General features: G+C 73.2%; 19 protein-coding genes. 5 read left to right on the top strand and 14 right to left on the bottom strand.

Annotated elements, in window-relative coordinates:
• Window positions 1-30 precede the first annotated feature (30 nt).
• Together AB0O21_RS03135 and AB0O21_RS03130 are read right to left on the bottom strand one after the other, a co-directional pair.
• Window positions 31-492, bottom strand: a complete 462-nt coding sequence (locus tag AB0O21_RS03135) for a molybdenum cofactor biosynthesis protein MoaE (protein WP_365165537.1) — start codon at window positions 490-492, stop codon at window positions 31-33.
• A 246-nt stretch (window positions 493-738) separates the two neighbouring features.
• A complete protein-coding gene (locus tag AB0O21_RS03130) occupies window positions 739-1,791 on the bottom strand; it encodes an SDR family oxidoreductase (RefSeq protein ID WP_365165535.1) in 1,053 nt (350 codons plus the stop codon).
• A gap of 306 nt (window positions 1,792-2,097) precedes the next feature.
• Between AB0O21_RS03130 and AB0O21_RS03125 the strand changes: the two genes are divergently transcribed.
• Window positions 2,098-3,513 carry a zinc-dependent metalloprotease gene (locus tag AB0O21_RS03125; RefSeq protein WP_365165533.1) on the top strand — a complete coding sequence of 472 codons (1,416 nt, stop codon included), beginning with the start codon at window positions 2,098-2,100 and terminating at the stop codon, window positions 3,511-3,513.
• Window positions 3,510-4,040, top strand: a complete 531-nt coding sequence (locus tag AB0O21_RS03120; RefSeq protein ID WP_365165531.1) for an NUDIX hydrolase — start codon at window positions 3,510-3,512, stop codon at window positions 4,038-4,040. Before AB0O21_RS03125 ends, AB0O21_RS03120 begins: the two co-directional genes overlap by 4 nt.
• Window positions 4,041-4,110: 70 nt before the next feature.
• Here the strand turns inward: AB0O21_RS03120 and AB0O21_RS03115 are convergent, their stop codons facing one another.
• From AB0O21_RS03115 to AB0O21_RS03100, 4 genes are all read right to left on the bottom strand, one after another.
• Entirely contained in the window at window positions 4,111-4,866 is a 756-nt protein-coding gene (locus AB0O21_RS03115) for an AIM24 family protein (RefSeq protein WP_365165529.1), read from the bottom strand.
• Window positions 4,867-4,883: 17 nt separating this feature from the next.
• Complete coding sequence (locus AB0O21_RS03110) at window positions 4,884-5,564, bottom strand: AIM24 family protein (RefSeq protein WP_365166348.1); 681 nt, start codon at window positions 5,562-5,564, stop codon at window positions 4,884-4,886.
• 20 nt (window positions 5,565-5,584) lie between these two features.
• Entirely contained in the window at window positions 5,585-7,210 is a 1,626-nt protein-coding gene (locus tag AB0O21_RS03105) for a TerD family protein (RefSeq protein WP_365165526.1), read from the bottom strand.
• Window positions 7,211-7,334: 124 nt separating this feature from the next.
• Entirely contained in the window at window positions 7,335-7,931 is a 597-nt protein-coding gene (locus AB0O21_RS03100) for a M48 family metallopeptidase (protein ID WP_365165524.1), read from the bottom strand.
• Between the two features lie 149 nt (window positions 7,932-8,080).
• On the opposite strand from AB0O21_RS03100, the gene AB0O21_RS03095 reads away from it, so the two are divergent.
• Window positions 8,081-9,214, top strand: a complete 1,134-nt coding sequence (locus tag AB0O21_RS03095; RefSeq protein WP_365165522.1) for a TOMM precursor leader peptide-binding protein — start codon at window positions 8,081-8,083, stop codon at window positions 9,212-9,214.
• A gap of 91 nt (window positions 9,215-9,305) precedes the next feature.
• Window positions 9,306-10,634: an AarF/ABC1/UbiB kinase family protein gene (locus tag AB0O21_RS03090; protein WP_365165520.1), complete on the top strand. Its 1,329-nt coding sequence runs from the start codon at window positions 9,306-9,308 to the stop codon at window positions 10,632-10,634.
• A 13-nt stretch (window positions 10,635-10,647) separates the two neighbouring features.
• Here AB0O21_RS03090 and AB0O21_RS03085 read toward each other — a convergent pair whose 3' ends face one another.
• The 5 genes from AB0O21_RS03085 to AB0O21_RS03065 form a co-directional block, all read right to left on the bottom strand.
• Window positions 10,648-10,854, bottom strand: a complete 207-nt coding sequence (locus AB0O21_RS03085; RefSeq protein WP_365165518.1) for a hypothetical protein — start codon at window positions 10,852-10,854, stop codon at window positions 10,648-10,650.
• Window positions 10,855-10,954: 100 nt separating this feature from the next.
• Window positions 10,955-11,284 carry a hypothetical protein gene (locus AB0O21_RS03080; RefSeq protein ID WP_365165516.1) on the bottom strand — a complete coding sequence of 110 codons (330 nt, stop codon included), beginning with the start codon at window positions 11,282-11,284 and terminating at the stop codon, window positions 10,955-10,957.
• A complete protein-coding gene (locus AB0O21_RS03075; protein WP_365165514.1) occupies window positions 11,281-11,652 on the bottom strand; it encodes a WhiB family transcriptional regulator in 372 nt (123 codons plus the stop codon). Before AB0O21_RS03075 ends, AB0O21_RS03080 begins: the two co-directional genes overlap by 4 nt.
• A 180-nt stretch (window positions 11,653-11,832) precedes the next feature.
• Window positions 11,833-12,147: a hypothetical protein gene (locus AB0O21_RS03070; protein ID WP_365166346.1), complete on the bottom strand. Its 315-nt coding sequence runs from the start codon at window positions 12,145-12,147 to the stop codon at window positions 11,833-11,835.
• Window positions 12,148-12,326: 179 nt separating this feature from the next.
• Window positions 12,327-14,555, bottom strand: a complete 2,229-nt coding sequence (locus AB0O21_RS03065) for an ATP-dependent DNA helicase UvrD2 (RefSeq protein WP_365165512.1) — start codon at window positions 14,553-14,555, stop codon at window positions 12,327-12,329.
• Between the two features lie 127 nt (window positions 14,556-14,682).
• Between AB0O21_RS03065 and AB0O21_RS03060 the strand changes: the two genes are divergently transcribed.
• On the top strand, window positions 14,683-14,943 hold the full coding sequence (locus tag AB0O21_RS03060) for a mycoredoxin (protein WP_329379483.1): 261 nt from the start codon (window positions 14,683-14,685) through the stop codon (window positions 14,941-14,943).
• Between the two features lie 91 nt (window positions 14,944-15,034).
• Here AB0O21_RS03060 and nudC read toward each other — a convergent pair whose 3' ends face one another.
• The 3 genes from nudC to AB0O21_RS03045 form a co-directional block, all read right to left on the bottom strand.
• On the bottom strand, window positions 15,035-15,976 hold the full coding sequence (gene nudC, locus AB0O21_RS03055) for an NAD(+) diphosphatase (RefSeq protein ID WP_365165509.1): 942 nt from the start codon (window positions 15,974-15,976) through the stop codon (window positions 15,035-15,037).
• A gap of 73 nt (window positions 15,977-16,049) precedes the next feature.
• Window positions 16,050-17,468, bottom strand: a complete 1,419-nt coding sequence (locus tag AB0O21_RS03050; RefSeq protein WP_365165506.1) for a dipeptidase — start codon at window positions 17,466-17,468, stop codon at window positions 16,050-16,052.
• 10 nt (window positions 17,469-17,478) lie between these two features.
• Window positions 17,479-21,291 (bottom strand): ATP-dependent DNA helicase, encoded by a 3,813-nt coding sequence (locus tag AB0O21_RS03045; RefSeq protein ID WP_365165504.1) that lies wholly within the window; start codon window positions 21,289-21,291, stop codon window positions 17,479-17,481.

Raw genomic sequence — 21,291 nt, 5'->3', positions numbered from 1 at the left:
CCGTCCGTCGGCCTGCCCTGCCGGCCTGCCCTAGCAGGCGCCGACCCACTCCTCCGAGCCGTCGGCGAACGTCTGGTGCTTCCAGATCGGGACCTCGTGCTTGAGGTCGTCGATCAGCATGCGGCAGGCCTCGAAGGCCTCGCCCCGGTGCGGGCAGGACACGGCCACGACGACCGCGAGGTCGCCGACGGACAGGTCGCCGACGCGGTGCACGGCCGCCAGCGCGCGGACCGGGTACTTCGCCACGACGCGTTCGGCGACGCGGCGCATCTCGGCCTCGGCGGTGGGGTGGCAGGAGTAGCCGAGCGAGTCGACGTCCGCGCCGCCGTCGTGGTTGCGCACCGTGCCGACGAAGAGCGTCGTACCGCCCGTCGCGTCGTCGCCGACGGCCTGGAAGACCTCGTCGATCGAGAGCGGGGTTTCACGGATCGCGAGCAGCCGGATCGGGTCCGAAGCGGCCTGCTCGCCGGGGTGATCGAAGTGCGGTGCCATGCCTTCATCGTGCCCTAGCCGCTGACGCGGCGAAATAGCAGATTCGCCCGGCACGGCCCCGCCGCCTTGGGAGCCTCCTACCAGCCACCCGCGAGGCCCGGGGCAAACCCGGCCCCGCCGGGGGCACATCCAGCCCCGCCGGCGTTTGCGGCGCGGGGTCCGGGGCGGAGCCCCGAAAAGCCCGGGCGCAGCCCGGGGGCGCTTGCGCGGCGGCGCCGCGGGAGGCGGCGGGGTCCGGGGCCCGGCTCAGAGGCCCCGGCGCCTGCGGGCCGCCCGGACCACCGCGGCGGCACCCAGCAGCGCGACCGTCGCCCCCGCCGCACCCGCGGCCGTGGCGTCCTTGCGGCCCAGCCGCCGCCCCGCGACGGTGTGCCGGCCCGAGACCTCCTGGAGGAGCTCGGCCAGCACCTCCTCGTTCGTCCACCGCGGCCGCCACCCCGCCGCGTGCAGCCCGCTGACGCTGACCACCCACGGGTGCATCGTGTACGCGAGGTCCCCCGCCGGGGACGGCGTCAGGCCGATGCGGTGCAGCCTCGCCGCCGCGCCCAGCGCGACCGCAGACGGGAGCTCCATACGGCGGATGCCGCTCAGCTCCTCGACCTCCTCCTGCTCCAGCCAGCCCTCGCAGCCCACCGCCAGCTCGCCCTCGACCTTCTCCAGCGCCGCGTACTCCAGCGCGCTGACCAGGTCCTCCACGTGGCAGAACTGCCACGTCGGCCGGGAGCCGGCCACCACCAGCAGGCGCGGGGACTCGAAGTACCGGGTCAGCGCGGTGTCCGTACCGCCGACGAGGACCGCCGGGCGGACCACGGTCACGTTCAGCCCGGGGTGCGCCCGCGGCGCCCGGCGCCCCAGCCGCTCGATCTCCAGCAGGTCGCCGACGCCGGTCGCCTCGGCGGTGGCCCGCAGCTCGGAGTCCTCCGAGAGCGGGATGTCGTTGTCCGGCAGGGCCCCGTAGACCATCGCCGAGGTGCACAGCACGACCCGGTGGACCCCGGCCGCCGCGGCGGCCGTCAGCACGGTCTGGGTGCCGCGCACGTTGTACGCCGTACGGGCCGCCGGGTCGGTCTCGAGGTCGAGGTCCAGCGCGAGGTGGACCACCACGTCGGCGCCGCGCAGCTTCTCGGCGATCGCCGGGTCCCGTACGTCCAGCACGTGCCACTGCGCGTCCGCGCAGTCGCCCCGCCGCTCGTCGATGGCGACGACCTGCTTGACCTCGTCGGACGCGGCCAGGCGGTTCACCAGGGCGGCGCCCACCCCCGTCGCGGCGCCGGTCACGGCGATCACGGGCCCGCGCACGGCCGGGTTTCGCGGCTGGCGAACACCGGGGACGCTCTCGCCGTGCCCAGGGCGGTTTTCGGCGTCGTGCGCCGCTCGGGCGTGCTTATCCGACTGCGGATCCGGGGAACTCACCAGGCGTCTCCAGCGGTTGTCTTCAGTAGGGACGCGCCGTGACGCGTACCTACCAGGTGATGTCCATCCTGCCGCAGCCCAGGACCGGGCGGAGCACCGAGCCCTCAAGCGGCTCTGGTGTCTACGCTGGGTGGTGTTGTCGGACCATTGCCCGTCGGCTCCCGCCGGCGGCCCTACGAGCCGAGGAAACCCGTGAGCGACACCCCATTCGGATTCGGCCTTCCGCCGGAGGAGCCGGAGAACGGCGACGAGGGCAAGAAGAAGGGCAATCAGGGCGGTCAGGGCGGCCCGAATCCGTTCGGGTTCCCGGGCATGGGCCTGCCGGGCGGCGCCGGCGGCCAGGGCGGTGCGGACAACCCGTTCGCCGCGATGTTCGGTTCGATGAACCCCAATGACCTGGGCGCGGCCTTCCAGCAGCTCGGCCAGATGCTGAGCTACGAGGGCGGTCCCGTGAACTGGGACATGGCCAAGGACATCGCCCGCCAGACCGTCGCGCAGGGCACGTCGGACGGCGTGAAGGACGCGAGCGTCGGCATCGCCGAGAAGTCCGCCGTCGAGGAGGCCGTGCGCCTCGCCGACCACTGGCTGGACGGCGTGACCTCGCTGCCCTCGGGTGCCACCACGGCCGTGGCGTGGAGCCGCGCCGAGTGGGTCGAGGCGACCCTGCCGGTGTGGAAGGAGCTCGTGGACCCGGTCGCCGAGCGGGTCGGCGCGGCGATGGGCAGCGTGCTGCCCGAGGAGATGCAGGCCATGGCGGGCCCGCTGCTCGGGATGATGCGCTCCATGGGCGGGGCCATGTTCGGCCAGCAGATCGGCCAGGCCGTGGGCGTGCTCGCGGGCGAGGTCGTCGGCTCCACCGACATCGGGCTGCCGCTGGGCCCGGCCGGGAAGGCCGCGCTGCTGCCGCTGAACATCGAGAGCTTCGGCAAGGACCTGGGCGTCCCCTCGGACGAGGTACGGCTGTACCTGGCGCTGCGCGAGGCGGCGCACGCCCGGCTGTTCGCGCACGTGCCGTGGCTGCGCTCGCACCTGTTCGGCGCGATCGAGGGCTACGCCCGCGGCATCAAGGTCGACACCTCCAAGCTGGAGGACGTGGTCGGGCAGCTGGACCCGTCGAATCCGGAGCAGCTCCAGGAGGCGCTCCAGGGCGGCATGTTCCAGCCGCAGGACACCCCCGAGCAGAAGGCAGCCCTGGCCCGCCTGGAGACGGCGCTCGCGCTGGTCGAGGGCTGGGTCGACGCCGTGGTGCACGAGGCGGCCAAGCCCCGTCTGACCTCGGCCGACGCGATGCGCGAGACCATGCGCCGGCGGCGCGCCTCGGGCGGCCCGGCGGAGCAGACCTTCGCGACGCTGATCGGCCTGGAGCTGCGTCCGCGCCGGCTGCGCGACGCCTCGCGGCTGTGGGCCTCGCTCACCGACGCGCGCGGGGTGGACGGCCGGGACGGTCTGTGGGAGCACCCGGACATGCTGCCGACGGCCTCCGACCTGGACGACCCGGACGGCTTCGTGCACCGGGAGCAGCTGGACTTCTCGGAGATCGACAAGATGCTCGGCGAGGCCGCCGAACGGCGGGACGAGAACGGCAAGGACGGCGACGAGAACAAGTGAGCCTGCACGAAGACGCGGTCCTCGTCCTGAAGGGCTACGAGGACCAGCCCGAGCTGCGCGACGTCTACCTGGAGCACCTCGCCGCCCATGAGGACGGGGTGTACAAGCCCTGCCAGGCCGGTCACGTCACCGGCAGCGCCCTGGTCATCGACCCGGTGGGCGGCCGGGTCCTGCTGACCCTGCACAAGAAGCTCGGCATGTGGCTGCAGATGGGCGGCCACTGCGAGCCCGGTGACGAGACGCTCGCCGGGGTGGCGCTGCGCGAGGCCGTCGAGGAGTCGGGCATCGCGTCGGGGCTGAGCCTGCTGCCCGGCGGGCCGGTGCGGCTGGACCGGCATCCGATCCCGGCGCCGTGCAACTGGCACCTGGACGTGCAGTACGCGGCGCTGGCCCCGGCCGGCGCGGTGGCGGAGATCAGCGAGGAGTCCCTGGACCTGCGCTGGTTCCCGTACGAGGAGGTGCCGGCGGTGGCCGACGGCTCTGTCGTGGAGCTGCTGGAGGCGACCCTGGCGCGGCTGGGCGGCTGAGCGGTCGCGGAATGCGGCGAAGGGGCGGCCCCTCCTCGGGACCGCCCCTTCGCCGTGCCTGCCCGGACCGCTAGTTCCAGGCGTTGTTCTGGTTCTGCGCGCGGGAGCCGTGCTGGCCCATGCCGACCTGGGCGGCGAGGCCCTGGCCGATCTGGGCGTTCTGCGGCGGCATCGCCTCGCTGGGCTGGACCAGCGCGATGCCGGTGCCGAGGAAGCTGAGCTCCCAGCCCTCGCCCGTGTTGCCGCGGCGCCGCCAGACACCGCTGGAGTGGGTCTGGGCCTGCATCTGCACCCGCAGCGAGGTGGACCAGGCGACGATGGCGTCCGCGTCGACGTTGACGTACTTGTCGGGCGTGACCTGCATCGCCAGCGGCTGCCCGGAGGTCATCAGCGCGACCTTGCCGCGGCCGCTGATGTTGAGCTGGTACTTGCCGGAGCCGGAGATCCCGTACTGGCTGTCCACCGCGATGACCTCGGTGTGCAGGGTGGAGTCCAGGGCGAGGACGTAGTTGCTGTCGACCGTGAGGCCGTCCTGGTCCACGTCCACGAGGTGCACGTACTGCGCCAGGTTGGCGAGGTAGACCGTGCCCTGCCCGGAGCAGCGCATGAGGTCCAGGCCCTCACCGGTGCGGGCGCGGGCCCGGCGCTGGTTGCTCGACTGGTACTCGCCGTCGAAGTCGATGAGGCCCTGGTAGGCGACCATCGCGCCCTTGCGGGCGAGTACGTCGTCGGTGCCCGTCAGCGAGACCCGCAGCAGCTGCGGGTTCTGGATGGTGTACCGCTCCTGGGACTGCGCCTCGGCGTGGGCGAAAAGTGCGCTCTGCATGATGTTCCCGCTCCCCCTCAGCCCCGGACCCGGAGCCGGTCGGTGCTGTCCTCGCTGGGCTGGATGACGACGATGCCCTGGCCGGAGAAGGCCATCTGGTAGGCCTCCCCGCTGCCGCGGCCGAGGATCGACGAGGCCTTGAAGCTCCGCTTGCCCTTGACCTTGAGGTTCGGCGACCAGGCGACGAGCGCGTCGGGGTCGACGTACGTCTCGTCGTCGCCGCGCCCGCAGTCGACCACGATCGGGGTGCCGCGGGAGGTGAGGGCGACCCAGCCGGTGCCGGCGACCTCGACGTTGAACAGGCCCTGGCCGGCGAACTTGGCGAGGCCCTTGACCCGCTCGACGCCCCACTGGAGGTGCGCGTCGAAGGCGAGCAGGTTGGTGCCGTTGACGGAGAGCGAGTCGTTGTTCAGGTTGATGACGACGACGTCGGCGCCGTAGTCGGCGAGGTAGAGCAGGCCGTCGCCGGTGCACTTCATCAGCGGTGCGCCTTCGCCCGTGATCCACTGCGAGGCCATCTGGCGGACGGCCGGCGGATTGGGCTCGTACTGGACGAAGCCCTCGTAGGCGACCATCGAGCCGGTGCGGGCGAAGAGGTCCTGGCCGCTCTGCATGGCGACCTTGAGCATGGCCCGGCCGTGGTTCTCCATGCGGGCCGTGACGGGGGTCGGGGCGAAGCCCGCGAGTTGCTGGTTCATTGCGTTCATGTCGGGCTCCCTCAGACCTCGTACGGCTGGACGACGATGAAGTTGCCGGGAGCGCCGCGGAACTGGAGGTTCACGGTCTCCCCGCTGTGGCCGGGGTAGGCGTTGCGCCGGAGCCGGACCTGGCTGGACAGGATCACCTGCGAGGCGGAGGACCACGCCACGATGGCGTTGCTGTCCGCGAAGGTGGTCGGGGTGACGGGCAGGACGACCGGGACGCCGTGCGTCTTGACGATCACGGTGCCCGTGCCCTGGAACTGCATGGTGAACAGGGCGCCGCCGGGGATGCCGTGGCCCTCGATGCGGCGGACCTCGTGCTGGAGCGACTCGTCGAAGGCGAGCACGTTCTCCGCGGAGACGCAGATGCCGTCGCCCTGGAGCTCGATGGCGTGCAGGTGGGCGCCGTTCTCCGCGAGGAAGACCTGGCCGCGGCCGGTGCAGCGCATGAGCTGCATCTCCTGGCCGGTGGCGTTGCCGACGATGCGGCCGGCGAAGCCCGCTCCCTTGTAGCTGAAGTCGACCTTGCCCTGGTACAGGACCATGCTGCCCTGGCGGGCCAGGACGGCCTGGCCGCCCATCGCGAGGTCGACCCGCATGAGCTGCTGGTTCTGCGGGGTCCAGCGGGTGCCCGTGGGGGCTTCCTTGTACGGCTGGAGGGCGGCGGCGAGGCCGGGCGCCGCGGCCGCGGCCTGCGGGGCGTAGCCGGGCTGCTGGCCGTACGCGGGCGGCTGCTGGCCGTAGGCCGGGGGCTGCTGACCGGGGACCTGGCCCGGCACCTGGCCGTAGCCGGGCTGGGGCTGCTGCCCGTAGGGGGCCGGCGCGGGGGCGGGCGGGGGCACCTGGCCGTACGCGGGCGGCGCCGCGGGGGCCGGGGCCATCGGCGCGGCCATGGTGGGCGCGCTGTGCTGCGGGTACGCCTGCGGCTGCGGGGCGGGTGCCTGCGGGGCCTGGGCGGGCCCGCCGAAGGCGGGCGCGGGGGCCGGTGCCTGCGGGGCCGGTGCCTGCGGGGCCGGGGCGCCGAAGGCGGGTGCCGGGGCGGCGGACTGCGGCGGCGCGGCGAAGCCCGGCGCGCCGGCGGCCTGGGCCGGCACCTGCTGCTGCGGCTGCTGCTCCTCGGCGACCTCGCCGCCGAAGTTCTTCAGCAGGGCGTCGAGCCCGCCGTCGAAGCCCTGGCCGACGGCCGCGAAGCGCCAGACGTCCTTCAGGTAGAAGTCGCCGAGCATGACGGCCCGCTCGGTGGTGAACTCCGAGCCGTTGAAGGCGTAGCGGACGACCTCTTCGCCGCCCGCCACGATCCGGATGTAGCCCGGGCCGATCTGCGACATCTGTCCGGCACCGTCGATGGTGGCCGTGAAGGACAGCTTGTGGATGTTCGCCGGAATGCGGTCCAGTGTCACCCGGAAGGATTCCGTGTCACCGGACTGCGCGCCGAGCTGCTGGATGGACTCCTCCGGCGACTTCGGCTGGTTGAAGAAGACGAAGTAGCGGTCGTCCGACAGCTGCTCGTTGACATCGAGGCCGAAGCAGCTGATGTCGAAGGCGAGTCCGGGTCCGGCGATCTGGACGCCTACATACAGATCTGTGCCCGCCGTGAGATCACTGATCTTGGCCTTGTGGCCGCGTTGGAATTCCCTGGCCATACGTAACGACCGTCCCCCATCCCGACTGTGAATACGTGCCGCTCAGGCTAACGGCAACTGCCGACATCCGGCCAAGTCGGTACCGACCCGGTACATATCACGCTGTGTCACCTCGGGCCCGGAGCTATTCCTCGCGGGCGGCCGGGACCTTCGGCAGCCGCTCGGCGGCGACCACCCCCTCCAGGTACCCGCGGGCGCGCTCGGTCCTCGGGTAGGCCTCCAGCAGCTCCCAGAAGCGGGGGCCGTGGCCGGGGACCAGGAGGTGCGCGAGCTCGTGCAGGAGCACGTAGTCGACGACGTACTCCGGCATCCCCTGGAGCCGGTGGGAGAGCCGGATGCTGCCCTCGGCGGGGGTGCAGGAACCCCAGCGGGTGTTCTGGTTGGTGACCCAGCGGACCGTGCGGGGGCGTGCGCGGCCGCCGAAGTACTGCTCGGACAGACGCTCGGCGCGCTCGCCCAGTTCCGTGTCCCCGAGGGTCCGTTTGCTCTCCTGGGCGGCCAGCTTGTCGAGCATGACGCCCACCCAGCGCTGCTCCTCGGCCTCGGACATCCGGGCAGGGATGAGGACGACCGTACGGTCACCCTCGCGGTAGGCGGATACGGTCCTGCGGCGGCGCGCGCTCCGGCGGACTTCGACGGCGCGCTGCGATGGGTCGGCGGACACGGCACGACGGTACCCGGTAGCCGTCGCGGAAGTCCCGCTCGTCCAGGGTTCGAACATGATCGATTCACAGTGGATCCACGGAACACCCCTTTTCTCCATCTCATATGCCTAATACCCCTCCCCTGTGGACAAATTTCTGCACGCAATTCGCCGGGCGGGCACTGTTGCGGAAGTGGACGGGGAAATCGGGTTCGAGGGGGACTGAGATGTATCCGAAGGTGAAGCCGGCGCTGGCGCGGGCCTGGCGGGATCTGCAGACGGTGCAGTTCGGGGTGACGCCGGCGCACGCGGTGGTGCTCGGACCGGTCGACACGGCGACGGGCGCGCTGATCGACCGGATCGACGGGACGCGGGGGATGGAGCTGCTGCGGGCCGAGGCCGCCGCGATGGGGCTGCCGGACGGTCAGGCGGACGAGGTGGTGAGGCGGCTGGCCGGGGCGGGGCTGATCGACGACGCGACCGCGGGCGGTCGGCGGGCGCAGGCCGTGCGCGAGCGGCCGGAGGCCCTGGAGCGGCTCGGGCCCGATCTGGGCTCGCTCTCCCTCGTCCACCGGGAGCCGGGCGGAGACTTGCGGGGTGTGGCCGCGCGCCGGGCGATACGGGTCCAGGTGCGCGGGAGCGGCCGGGTGGGCGGGGTGATCGCCTCGGTCCTGGCGGGCGCCGGTGTCGGCCGGGTCGAGGTCCTCGACGGCGGCCGGGTGGAGCCGGCGGACGTGGCCCCGGGCGGGCTCGGGCCGGGCAGCGTGGGCGGACTGCGGGCGGAGGCGGCCGGGAAGGCGGTGCGCGCGTGGGCCCCGGGTCCCGCTCCGAGAGCCGCGGAGCGCGAGGGGCCGGAACCGGGGCTGGCCCTGGTGGTGGTCGCGCCCCGGGACGGGCTGGCGGCCTGGGCCCCGGATCCCGAGATCTCGGCGGGCTGGGTCGCCACCGGCGTCCCCCACATGTTCGCGGGGGTGTTGGAGGGCACCGGGGTGGTCGGGCCGCTCGTCCTGCCGGGTGCGACGGCCTGCGCGGGGTGCATGGAACGCGAGCGCGTGGACGGGGATCCCGGCTGGCCGAGGATGCTGGTGCAGTGGAGGTCGCGGCACCGCCGCCGTGCGGGCGCCGCCTGCGACCTGGGCCTGTCCACGGCGGTGGCCGGCCTGGCCGCCGCCCATGCGCTGTCGTTCCTCGACGGTGAACTGCCCGCCAGCACCGGCTCCCGCTGGGAGGCGGCCCTGCCCACCCTGCACTGGGAGGCCGCCCCGGTGCGCCCGCATCCCGACTGCCCCTGCGGGGCGGGCGCGGAGCGTCCAGCGGCGCTGGAGTACGCCGGAGGAGGATCGGGAGCGACCGGCCGGTAGGGCCATGACAGGATGCGTTGGGGCTGTCGGAGCGGAGGGGCCGTCCGGGCCCGCCGCTTGCGGCGCAGCTGTCTGGGAAATGGAGGGGCGCATGTCTGATCTTCCCCGGAAGGCGGTCACCCGTACCGCCAAGCTGGCCGCGCTGCCGCTCGGCATCGCGGGCCGGGCCACGTGGGGGCTGACCAAGCGGATCGGCGGCAAGTCGGCGGAGATAGTGGCGCGCGAGCTCCAACAGCGCACCGCCGAGCAGCTGTTCCGCACGCTGGGAGAGCTGAAGGGCGGTGCCATGAAGTTCGGGCAGGCCCTGTCGGTCTTCGAGTCGGCCCTGCCCGAGGAGGTGGCCGGGCCGTACCGGGCGGCGCTGACCAAGCTTCAGGAGGCGGCTCCACCGCTGCCCGCGGCGACGGTGCACCAGGTGCTGGCGGAGCGTCTCGGCGCGGACTGGCGGGACCTGTTCGAGGAGTTCGAGGACAAGCCGGCCGCGGCGGCCTCGATCGGCCAGGTGCACCGGGCGGTGTGGCACGACGGCCGGGCGGTGGCGGTGAAGGTGCAGTACCCGGGTGCGGGTGAGGCACTGCTGTCGGACCTGAAGCAACTGGGCCGCTTCGCGGGGCTGCTGGGTCCGCTGATCCCCGGCATGGAGATCAAGCCGCTGATCAAGGAGTTGCGGGACCGGGTCTCCGAGGAGCTCGACTACGAGCTGGAGGCCGAGGCCCAGCGGGCGCACGCGGACGCCTTCGTGGACGACCCGGACGTGGTCGTGCCGGATGTCGTGCACCAGGGCGACCAGGTGCTGGTGACCGAGTGGATGGAGGGGACGCCGCTGTCGGAGGTGATCGCCGACGGCACCGACGAGGAACGCGACCGCGCCGGTCAGCTGCTCGCCCGGTTCCTCTTCTCCGGGCCCGCGCGCACCGGTCTGCTGCACGCCGACCCGCACCCGGGCAACTTCCGCCTGATACCGGCGGCGGACGGCCGGATGCGGCTGGGCGTCCTGGACTTCGGGACGGTCGACCGGCTGCCCGGGGGCTGGCCCAAGCCCATCGGCAGGTCGCTGCGGATGACCCTGGACGGTGACGCGGAGGGGGTCTACGGGCACCTGTGCGCGGAGGGCTTCGTGAAGGAGTCCATCGAACTGGACCCCGACGCGGTGCTGGACTACCTGAAGCCGATCATCGAGCCCGCCGAGGCCGAGGAGTTCACCTTCACCCGGCCGTGGCTGCGCGGCCAGGCGGCGCGGATCGCCGATCCCCGCTCCCCCGCGCACCAGTTGGGCCGGCAGATCAATCTGCCGCCCTCGTACCTGCTGATCCACCGCGTGACGCTGAGCACCATCGGGGTGCTGTGCCAGCTGGGCGCGACGGTGCGGCTGCGGGACGAACTGGAGACCTGGCTGCCGGGGTTCGCTTCCGACGAGTGACGCCGTGAGGCGGTCACCACCAGGAGGAGTCGAGCCTGCCCTCGATCGCGCGGAGGTTGGCGCGCGCGCAATCGACGCAGAAGTACTCTCTGGTCCCGTTCTCCACCGAACAGGTCCAGGTGGGCGGGGGGCCGCCCGGGGGCGACTGGGTGCCGCAGCGCGCGCAGACGACGGGCTGGGCCTCGGGTCCCGGGGAGGGGCGGGGAGTCGGCTGGTCCACCTACAGACGATATCCCCGTGCGGGGTGGACAGCCGTCCGCAACGCACCGGGGGGACCGGTCCCTTCGGACCGGTCCCCCCGGTGGTGATGTCTTCAGCTCTTAGTGCATGACGGCCATGGCCAGCGCGCGGCGGGCGCGCAGCGAGACGCGCTCGGCCCGCCGCTGCATGCGGCGAGCGGCGACCAGGCGCATGGCGAGACGCTCGGCGTCCACCTCACGCATGCGGTCGTCCATATGGGCACGAGCCAGGGCTTCTGGGATGAGTTGCATTTCGCGGGTCCTGTTCTGACGCGAGGTGATCGCGCCTGCGGTGATGAAGTCTGCGTGGGCGGCGCCGTGCGGCTGCTCGCTCGTGGTGTAGGGGGACATGAGGGCCTGCTTCAGGGGGTCGTGCGTGAGGGGGCGGTCGATGGTTCCGAGGGCGGTCATGCCGCTGCAACCGGGTTCTTGCGCGGACGGCCACGCGGCCGCTTGCGGGCCACGACGACACCCTGGACGAAGAGCTCGCCACCCCAGACGCCCCAGGGCTCGCGGCGCTCGGTCGCCCCGGCGAGGCAGGCCTCGACGAGCGGGCAGGTACGGCACAGGGACTTCGCGTACTCGACGTCCGCCGGGGACTCGGCGAAGAAGACCTCGGGGTCGAAGGTGCGGCAGGGAACCGGGACGCCGAGGTTCTCGATGGCGTCGTCGAGCGCGGTCAGCGCGGTGAGCGGGGTCAAGGTGGAGTCCTCCGGGACTGCGGGCGGGGAGAGAGTCTGGGTCTGCGATACGGACGGGGCGTGCGCTTCGAGTTGCACGGTGTTTTCTTCCTCGTCTTGTCGGCTAGTCGTTCCGGCCGGTCGGCCGGTCGCGGCTGGTCCTGGTTCTGCCAGTCCCGAGGCCCCTTCGCTCCGTCGTCCCCGTTCGGGGACAAACAGAAGGGCCGCGGATCCCGGGTGGGGTTCCGCGGCCCTGAAGGCGCCGGCCTGATCTCACGATCAGGCTGGATCACTCCAGGGTTCGAGCCCACGGAAGGCCCACATCAGGTGGTGCTGCTGCTTCGTCGTCTGCTTCTGGGATCCGGCACCGGCTGCGGCGGCGGGGCCATAGGCGCCATGCGCCTGGGCTTCTGCTGCCAGTACTGCCACCGGTGCCTGGATCGGTCGCTCATTGCGCCGCTCACTGACCGGAAGGGTCGCCAGCAGGGCGCGGCGGTCGGCGGAAATCGCGGACACACCGGTACCCAGGAGGGAGACGGAACCGAGCAGGCAGGAAGCGTCGACCGAGCGATCGGTCATTTTGGTGAAGGTCATGAAGCTGGTCACTGGTCTCGCCTCCTCTCGGCGTCTCGGGGACCTGGCCCGGGGGCCCGTCCCATGCGTATTCGGATAAGTACAGCACGGATCCAGGGCTTCGGAGAAGCCACCGTTTCCGTTGCTAAGAACCTATGGGTCTTCGCCGGGCATGTGCAAACTATTTTTCCGACGAGTTTCTACGCGTCGTCAGAATCTCCCGTTCCGGGCTCCTGGCCAGCGCAGATGGCCAGGACATCGGCTCCGTACCGGTCGAGCTTGCGGACGCCCACTCCGGAGATCATCGCGAGCTCGCCGTCCTCCGAGGGCGCGGCCTCCGCGATGGCCATCAGCGTCTTCTCCGTGAAGACGCAGTAGGCGGGCAGTCCTTGCTGCTTCGCCTGGACCGCGCGCCAGGCCAGAAGCCGCTCGTAGAGTCCTTCGTCCATGTCGGACGGGCACTCTTCGCAGCGCATCAGCTTGAGCTCGCCGGCCTCGGTCAGGGTCTTGCCGCACACCCGGCACAGCGTGGGGCCCCGGCGGCCGCGCTTGCGGGCCGCACGGTCGGCCGGGGAGCCCGGGAGGCTTCCCGGGGCCGCGGAGCCCGGCCGCAGGCCGTTCAGGAAGCGGCTGGGGCGTCGGGAGGCCCTGCCGCCGGGGGCGCGGGAGAGCGCCCAGGACAGGGTCAGGTGGACCCGCGCACGGGTGACGCCGACGTAGAGAAGCCGGCGTTCCTCCTCGACCTGCTCGTCGGTCTTGGCGTAGGTGATCGGCATCATGCCGTCGGTGAGGCCGACCAGGAACACGGCGTCCCACTCCAGGCCCTTCGCCGCGTGCAGCGAGGCCAGGGTGACGCCCTGGACGGTCGGCGCGTGCTGGGCGGCCTTGCGCTCCTCCAGCTCGACGGTGAGGTCGGCCAGGTTGGCGCCGGGGCGGGAGCGGGCGAAGTCCTCGGCGAGGCGGACCAGGGCGGCCAGCGATTCCCACTGGTCGCGGACGGCGCCGGAACTGGCGGGCGGCTCGGCCGTCCAGCCGGTGGAGCTGAGCACGGCGCGGACCTGGGAGCCCAGTTCCACGACGTCGTCGAGGAGCGGGTCGTTGCCCCCGGAGCGGGCGGCTCCGCGCAGCGCGAGGATCGCCTTCTGGACTTCCTGGCGCTCGAAGAACCGCTCGGCCCCGCGCAGCTGGTAGGGGACGCCGGCGTCGGCGAGGGCCTGCTCGTAGACCTCGGACTGGGCGTTGATGCGGAAGAGCACGGCGATCTCGCCGGCCGGGACGCCCGCGGCGATGAGGTCGCGGATCCGGCGGGCGACGCCCTCGGCCTCGGCCGGCTCGTCCGGGTACTCGGCGTAGAGCGGGTCGGGGCCGGTGTCCCGCTGGGAGATGAGTTCCAGCCGGTGCTCGGCGGCCCGGCCTTTGGCCTGCGCCAGCAGCCCGTTGGCGAGGTGGACCACCTGGGGGGTGGAGCGGTAGTCGCGGACCAGCTTGACCACGGTGGCCTGCGGGTAGCGGGCGCGGAAGTTCAGCAGGTGGTCGGGGGTGGCGCCGGTGAAGGAGTAGATGGTCTGGCTGGCGTCGCCGACGACGCAGAGGCTGTCGCGCTCGCCGAGCCAGAGGTCGAGCAGCCGCTGCTGGAGGGGGCTGACGTCCTGGTACTCGTCGACCACGAAGTGCTGGTACTGGGCGCGGATCTGCTCGGCGATGTCGTGCCGGTCCTGGAGGATGCCGACGGTCAGGAGCAGCACGTCCTCGAAGTCGATCATCGCGCGGTCGCGCTTCAGCTGCTCGTACGTGCCGTAGATCTGGGCGATCTCGGCCAGGTCCCGGGGGGCCTCGCGGCCCGCCTTGAGGGCGGCCGCCGGATAGTCGGCGGGCACGGTCTGGGTGACCTTGGCCCACTCGATCTCGCCGGTGACGTCGCGCAGCTCTCCCCGGTCGAGGCGGATGCGGCAGCGCGCGCCGGCCTCGGCAACGAACTGGATCTTGCGCTCCAGCAGCCGGGGCACGTCCCCGCCGACCGCCTTGGGCCAGAAGTACTGGAGCTGGCGCAGGGCCGCGGAGTGGAACGTGCGGGCCTGGACCCCGCCCGCGCCCAGCGCGCGCAGCCGGCCGCGCATCTCGCCGGCGGCGCGGTTGGTGAAGGTGACGGCGAGCACGCTGGCGGGCATCAGCTGGCCGGACTGGACTCCGTAGGCGATCCGGTGGGTGATCGCCCGGGTCTTGCCGGTACCGGCGCCCGCGAGCACGCACACCGGCCCGCGCAGGGTCGTCGCGACCTCGCGCTGCTCCGGGTCCAGGCCCAGGAGCACCGCGTCGGCCGAGTCCGGGGAGCCGGCGGAGGCGGGGAAGGATGGGGAGTGCGTTGCTGCTGTCACCCCGCAATGCTGCCAGGTCTCGTGGGCCGGGCGGGAAACTTGTCCACAGGGCACCCGGATCCGTCGTACTTGACATACGAGTGACGGGACGGTCGGGAATGGCGGCGCGGTCGCGTACGTTCGAGTACTCGGACCGCCGGGCCTCCACGGACCACCGAGCCTTCACGAAAGAGAGCGCAGCATGCAGGACACGGGCACCGTCACGATGTACAGCACGACCTGGTGCGGCTACTGCCGCCGGCTGAAGACCCAGCTGGACCGGGAAGGCATCGCGTACAACGAGATCAACATCGAGCTCGACCCGGCGTCCGCGGCGTTCGTGGAGAAGGCGAACGGCGGCAACCAGACCGTTCCCACCGTGCTCGTGAAGTCCGCCGCGGGCAGCGAGTCCGTCATGACGAACCCGAGCCTGGCGCAGGTCAAGCAGGCCCTGGCCGTCTGAGCGGACACGGCGCGCGCACCAGAAAGGCCCCCGCCGCGGCGGGGGCCTTCTGATGTGACGTGATGTGACGAAGGTTACGGAGCGGCGAACCTCACGCGGCCGGCTTCGGCAGCGGCTCCCCGTACCAGCGCTCGACGAGGCGCGCGGCGATGGAGATGCCCGACGGGGGCAGCACCTCGCCCGTCTCGAAGGCGTGGCGCAGCTCCTCGCGGGAGAACCAGCGGGCCTCCTGGATCTCCTCGCCGTCCACGTTGATCTCCTGCGTGGTGGCGCGGGCGGTGAACCCGAGCATCAGGCTGTACGGGAAGGGCCACGGCTGGCTGGCCACGTACTCGACCTCGCCGACCTTGACGCCCGCCTCCTCCCACACCTCGCGGACGACGGACTGCTCGATGGACTCGCCCGGCTCCACGAAGCCGGCCAGGGTCGAGAAGCGGCCCTCGGGCCAGTGGACCTGTCGGCCGAGCAGCGCGCGGTCCTGGTCGTCGGTGACCAGCATGATCACGGCCGGGTCGGTGCGCGGGTAGTGCTCGGCGCCGCAGCCCGGGCAGCGGCGGATGTGTCCGGCGGCCGCGACGACCGTGCGCTCGCCGCAGCGGGAGCAGAAGCGGTGCATCCGCTGCCAGTTCTCCAGCGCGACCGCGTGGACCATCAGCCCGGCGTCGCGCGGGCCCAGCAGCAGTCCGGCCTCGCGCAGGCCGGCCGGGCGGGCCGACTGGTCCATGCGGCCGGGCAGCGAGTCCTTCTGCAGCGCGAAGTACCGTACGCCGTCGTCGTCGGTGCCCAGGAAGTAGCGGTGCGTCTCGGTGGCCGGGGCCTCGAAGGCCGGGGTCATCACGATGCCGGTGCCCCCGTCGGGGGTGTCGTCGATCAGCACCTGGCCGCCGGAGACGACGAAGACGCGGGTCGTGGGGTGGCTCCAGGCGGCGGCGAGCCAGGCCTCGTCGAGGCGGTGGTGCGCGGCGCGGTCGATCCCGCTGGGCGCGGCGAGCGACAGCGGGCGCTCGGTACGGGTGCTCACAGGTACTTCCAACTCCCCCGGTGGTGGGACAAGGCAGGCGTACGGACTACAGCTGCGGCCGGCGCGGCGGGCGCGGGTGCCGGTGTCATGCGGGCTCCCGGCGGTGGGTCTCGGCCAGGTCGCCCCAGAGGTAGGCGGTCGTCTCGACGCCCTTGAGGAGGAGGTCCAGCTCGACCTTCTCGTTCGGCGAGTGCCAGCCGTCGGACGGTACCGAGATGCCGAGGAACAGGACGGGCGCGTCCAGGACGTCCTGGAGGTCCGCCGCCGGGCCGGAGCCGCCCTCGCGGGTGAAGCGGACCTTCTGGCCGAAGGCGCGGCCCATGGCCCGTACGACGGACTGCAGCGCCGGGTGGTCCAGCGGGGTCAGGCACGGGCGGGTCGGGGCGCCGAAGGTGATGGAGTGGCGGATCCCGGCCGGGATACGGGCGGCGACCCAGTCCGTGACGGCCGCCTCGATCTCGTACGGGTCCTGCCCGGACACCAGGCGGAAGGACAGCTTCAGGTGCGCGGAGGCGGGGACGATCGTCTTGCCGCCGGGGCCCTGGTAGCCGCCGCCGATGCCGTTGACCTCGGCGGTCGGGCGGGCCCAGACGCGCTCCAGGGTGGAGTAGCCGGCCTCGCCGGAGGCCGCGTGGGACTTGGCCGTGCGCAGCCACTCGGACTCGTCGAAGGGCAGCTCGGCGATGAGCGCGCGCTCGGCTTCGGTGAGCTCGGCGATGCCGTCGTAGAAGCCGGGGACGGTGACCCGGCCGTCCTCGTCGTGCAGGGCGGCGACCAGGCGGGCGGCGACGGTGGCCGGGTTGGGCACGGCCCCGCCGAAGGCGCCGGAGTGGATGTCCTGGTCCGGGCCGTGGAAGTCGATCTCGCAGTCGGCGACGCCGCGCATGCCCGTGCACACGGTGGGGGTGGTCTCGGACCACATCCCGGTGTCGGAGACGATCACGACGTCGGCGGCGAGGTCGGCGGCGCGGGCCTCGACCAGCGCCCGGAAGTGCGGGGAGCCGGACTCCTCCTCGCCCTCAATGAGGAGCTTCAGGTTCACGGCGGGGGCGGCGGCGCCGGTGGCCGCCAGGTGGGCGCGTACGCCGAGGGTGTGGAAGAAGACCTGGCCCTTGTCGTCGGCGGCGCCGCGGCCGTACATCCGGCCGTCCTTGACCACCGGCTCGAACGGCTCGGTGTGCCAGCCGTCGGCGAGGGCGGCGGGCTGCACGTCGTGGTGGCCGTAGACGAGGACGGTCGGGGCGTGCGGGTCCTCGCTCGGCCAGTGCGCGAAGACGGCGGGGGCGCCGGTGCCGTCGGCGGTCTCCCACATGGCGGTGACCGGGAAGCCGGTCTCCTTGAGCTTGGCTGCCAGCCATTCGGCGCTGCGGCGTACGTCGCCCTCGTGCTCGGGCTGCGCCGAGACGGACGGGATGCGCAGCCACTCGGCGAGGTCGTCGAGGAAGGCGGCGCGGTGGGTGTCGATGTACGTGCGGACGACGCTGTCCGGCGTGCTGAGGCTCATGCCCACGAGCCTAACCGTCCGCCTGATGGTCACCGCCCGTGCCCGATTTGCCTTGGAGGATCCGCTCAAGGCGGGCCCGGTCGGGCAGGTTGCGGGGGCGGATGACACGGCCGCTGCGCACGTGCAGGAACGCGGCGCTGACCTGGGCGAGGGGGGTGTTCGTGGCCTCCGCCCAGGCCAGGCGGTAGACGGCGAGCTGGAGGGGGTCGGCCTGGGTGGTGCGGCCGGTCTTCCAGTCGACGATCTCGTAGCCGCGGCCGTCGTCCGTGCGGTACACGGCGTCGATCCGGCCGCGGATGACCCGCCCGGCCAGTGTGAGCTGGACCGGGGCCTCCATGCGGTGGGGAGGGCGGTCGGCGTACTCGCTCCGCTCGAAGGCGGCCTTGAGGGACTCGAGGTCGGCCTCGTCCGCGACTTCCTGGTCGGAGCCGGGCAGCTCGGTGGCGGGGTCGAGGACGTCGAGGAGCGGGAGCGGGAGCTCGTCGAAGCGGGACTCCACCCAGGCGTGGAAACGCGTGCCCTGGCGTGCCGCGGGCTGCGGGGGCTTGGGCATGGGGCGGGCGAGGTCGCGTACGAAGCCCTGTTCGTCGGCGGCGAGCCGGAGCAGCTGGCTCGCGGAGAGGGCGGCCGGCAGCTCGACGTCCCGCACGGCGGCGCGGGCCCGGCGGAGCTCGCCCTCCAGGGCATCGAGGTCCCGGTCCCAGGAGGCGATGGCGCGGGCCTCTTCGGGGGTGAGGGGGGTCTGGCCGACCGGGCCGGTGGCGGTGGCGGTGGGGCCGGCGTACGGGGCCGCGCCCCGGGCCCCGGGCGGGGGCGGGGTGGCGGCCCCGGGCGCGGCTGCGCTGGGGGCCGCTGCGCCGGGGGCGGGCCGGTCGGCCTCCGGCCAGAGGGCGTCGTACGGGTCGGCGGGGCCGCGCGGGGCGGATTCTTCCCCCACCCCGCCCCTTCCCGAAACCGGGGCTCCGCCCCGGACCCCGGTGGGGGGCACGCCCGCGGCGCCCGGCGCGGCTGCGTCGCCGGTGGGCCCCGGCACGGCCCAGGGCTCCGCGGCCCAGGCGTCGTCGAGGCCCGGCCCGGCGGCAGGGGTCGGGGCGGCGGCCCCGGGGGCGGCTGCGCCGTCGACCGGCCGGGGCTCGGCCCAGGCTTCGCCTGCCCAGGGGTCGTCCAGGTCAGGCCCGGCGGCAGGGGTCGGGCCGGCCCAGGGGTCGGCGGGGTCCGGGTCCCCGGGCTGGGCGGCCGGCCACGGCTCGTCGTCGTAGGACGGGTCCTCGCAGTGCGGGGGCCAGAGGTACGGGTCCTCCGCGGGCGGTGTCGGCGGGACGGCCAGGTAGGACTCGACCAGGGCCGCCGCCGCGCGGCGCAGGGTGAGGGAGGCCGGGTCCAGGGGCAGGGGCCAGGAGTGGTCGGGGGTGGAGTCGTCGGCGAGGGCGGGGTTCTCGTCGGCCGGGTCGGGTTCCTCCGCCCACGCCTCGATCTCGCCGAAGCCGGCCGCGCAGTGCTCGTAGAGGGCCGACAGGAACGCGGACGGGCCGCGGCGCTTCTTCTGCGTCGGGCCCCACCAGTGGCCCGAGGCCAGGAGGAGGGAGCGGGGGCGGGTGAAGGTCACGTAGCCGAGGCGGAGCTCTTCCGTGGCCTTGTGGTCCTTGAGGGCCGCCTTGAAGGACTTCAGGCCGGCCGAGGTCCAGGCCGGATCCCCCGGCAGGGTCGCGGCGTCGCCGCGCAGGGCGTACGGGAGCACCTTCGCGTACGAGGTCCAGGCCTCCGGCGCCTTCTCCTTCGGGAAGGAGCCCGCGCAGAGGTCGGGGACGACGACCACGTCCCACTCCAGGCCCTTGGACTTGTGGGCCGTCAGCACCTTGACCGTGTTCTCCCCGCCCGGCAGGGCGTGGTCGAGGCCCTTCTCGTACTGGGCGGCCGTGCGCAGGAACGCGAGGAAGGCGAGGAGAGTGGCCTCGCCGTCGAGGGCGGCGAAGCCGGCGGCTACGTCCATGAAGTTGGAGAGGGTCTCGCGGCGGCGTGCCGCGAGGGCGTGCGGGGACGCGGAGAGTTCCACGTCCAGGCCGGTGGCGGTCAGGACGCGGTGCAGGACGTCCATCAGCGGATCGGCGAGGGAGCGGCGCAGCTCGCGCAGTTCCTGGGCGAGGTGCGCGAAGCGGACCCGGGCCTCGGCGGAGAACGGGAGGTCGTCCGGGGCCTGTCCGGCGCCGTCGAGGAAGGTCTCCAGGGCGTCGGCCAGGGAGATGATCTCCGCCGGGTCCACGCCTTCGACGGCCGCCGCGAGCCGCTCGTCCGCGTCCTGCGACGAGGAATCCGCGCGGCCCACCAGCAGGCGTGCGCGGCGGCCCAGCAGGGCCAGGTCGCGCGCGCCGATGCGCCAGCGCGGGCCGATGAGGAGCCGGACCAGGGAGGCGTTGGCCCCCGGGTCCTGGAGCACCTCGCAGACCGCGACCAGGTCCGCGACCTCGGGGAGGTGGAGCAGGCCGGACAGGCCGACGACCTCCACCGGCACGTCCCGGGCCACCAGGACGGCCTGGATCTGCGCGAAGTCCCCCGCCGAGCGGCACAGCACCGCGATCTCCCCGGGCTCGGTGCCCGTTCGCACCAGGTGCGCGACGGAGTCCCCGAGCCATGCGAGCTCCTCGGCGTGAGTCGGCAGGAGCGCGCAGCGCACGTATCCGGCCTGCTCCTCGCCCGGCGCCGCGCGCAGCGCCTCGACGCCCTCGTGCATGGCGCGCAGCGGGGCGGCGAGCCCGTTGGCGAGGTCGAGCAGGCGGCCGCCGCTGCGCCGGTTCTCGCTGAGGGAGAGCCGGGTGGCGGGGCTGCCGTCGGCGTGCGGGAAGTGCTCGGGGAAGTCGTCGAGGTTGGCGACGGAGGCGCCGCGCCAGCCGTAGATGGCCTGGCAGGGGTCGCCGACGGCGGTCACCGCGTGCCCGGTGCCCGCGCCGAAGAGGCCGGAGAGCAGGAGGCGCTGGGCGACGGAGGTGTCCTGGTACTCGTCGAGGAGGACGACGCGGAACTCCTCGCGCAGCAGCGCGCCCACCTCGGGGCGGGTGGTGGCGAGCCGCGCGGAGAGGGCTATCTGGTCGCTGAAGTCGAAGAGGTCGCGGGAGCGTTTGGCGGCGCGGTAGCGGGCGACGAGCTCCAGCAGTTCGAGGCGGCCGCGCACGGCCTCGGGGACCTTGCGCAGGTCCTCGTTGGTGAGCTTGGTGCCGGCGAGGACGTCCAGGAGGGCGGTGTCGTACGCGCGCAGTCCGTCCGGCTCGACCAGGTGCTCGGAGAGCTCCGCGTCGAGCGCGAGCAGGTCGCCGACCAGGTCGGGGAGGGATTTGGTGAGCGAGGGGTACGGGCCGGGGGCCTCGCGCAGGACCTTCGCGGCGAGCTGGAAGCGGGTGGCGTCGGCAAGCAGGCGGGAGGCGGGCTCCAGGCCGATGCGCAGGCCGTGGTCCTTGAGGAGCTGCCCGGCGAAGGCGTGGTACGTGGAGATGCGCGGCTCGCCGCCGACCGCGTCGGCGTCTGCCGGGGAGGGGTCCGGGTCGGTGATGCCGGCCCGCGCGAGGGCTTTGCGTACGCGCTCGGCCAGCTCGCCGGCGGCCTTGTTGGTGAAGGTCAGGCCGAGGACCTGCTCGGGCGCGACCGCTCCGGTGCCGACGAGCCAGACCACGCGGGCGGCCATGACGGTGGTCTTGCCGGAGCCGGCGCCCGCGACGACGACCTGCGGGGCGGGCGGGGCGGTGACGCAGGCCATCTGTTCGGGCGTGAAGGGGATCCCGAGGAGCTCCTTGAGCTGCTCGGGGTCGGTGAGGACGGGGGGACGCGCGGACAC

The organism is Streptomyces sp. NPDC091371 (genome assembly GCF_040684275.1).
Taxonomy (GTDB): Bacteria; Actinomycetota; Actinomycetes; order Streptomycetales; family Streptomycetaceae; genus Streptomyces.
This window is presented reverse-complemented; position numbering and strand designations above follow the sequence as displayed.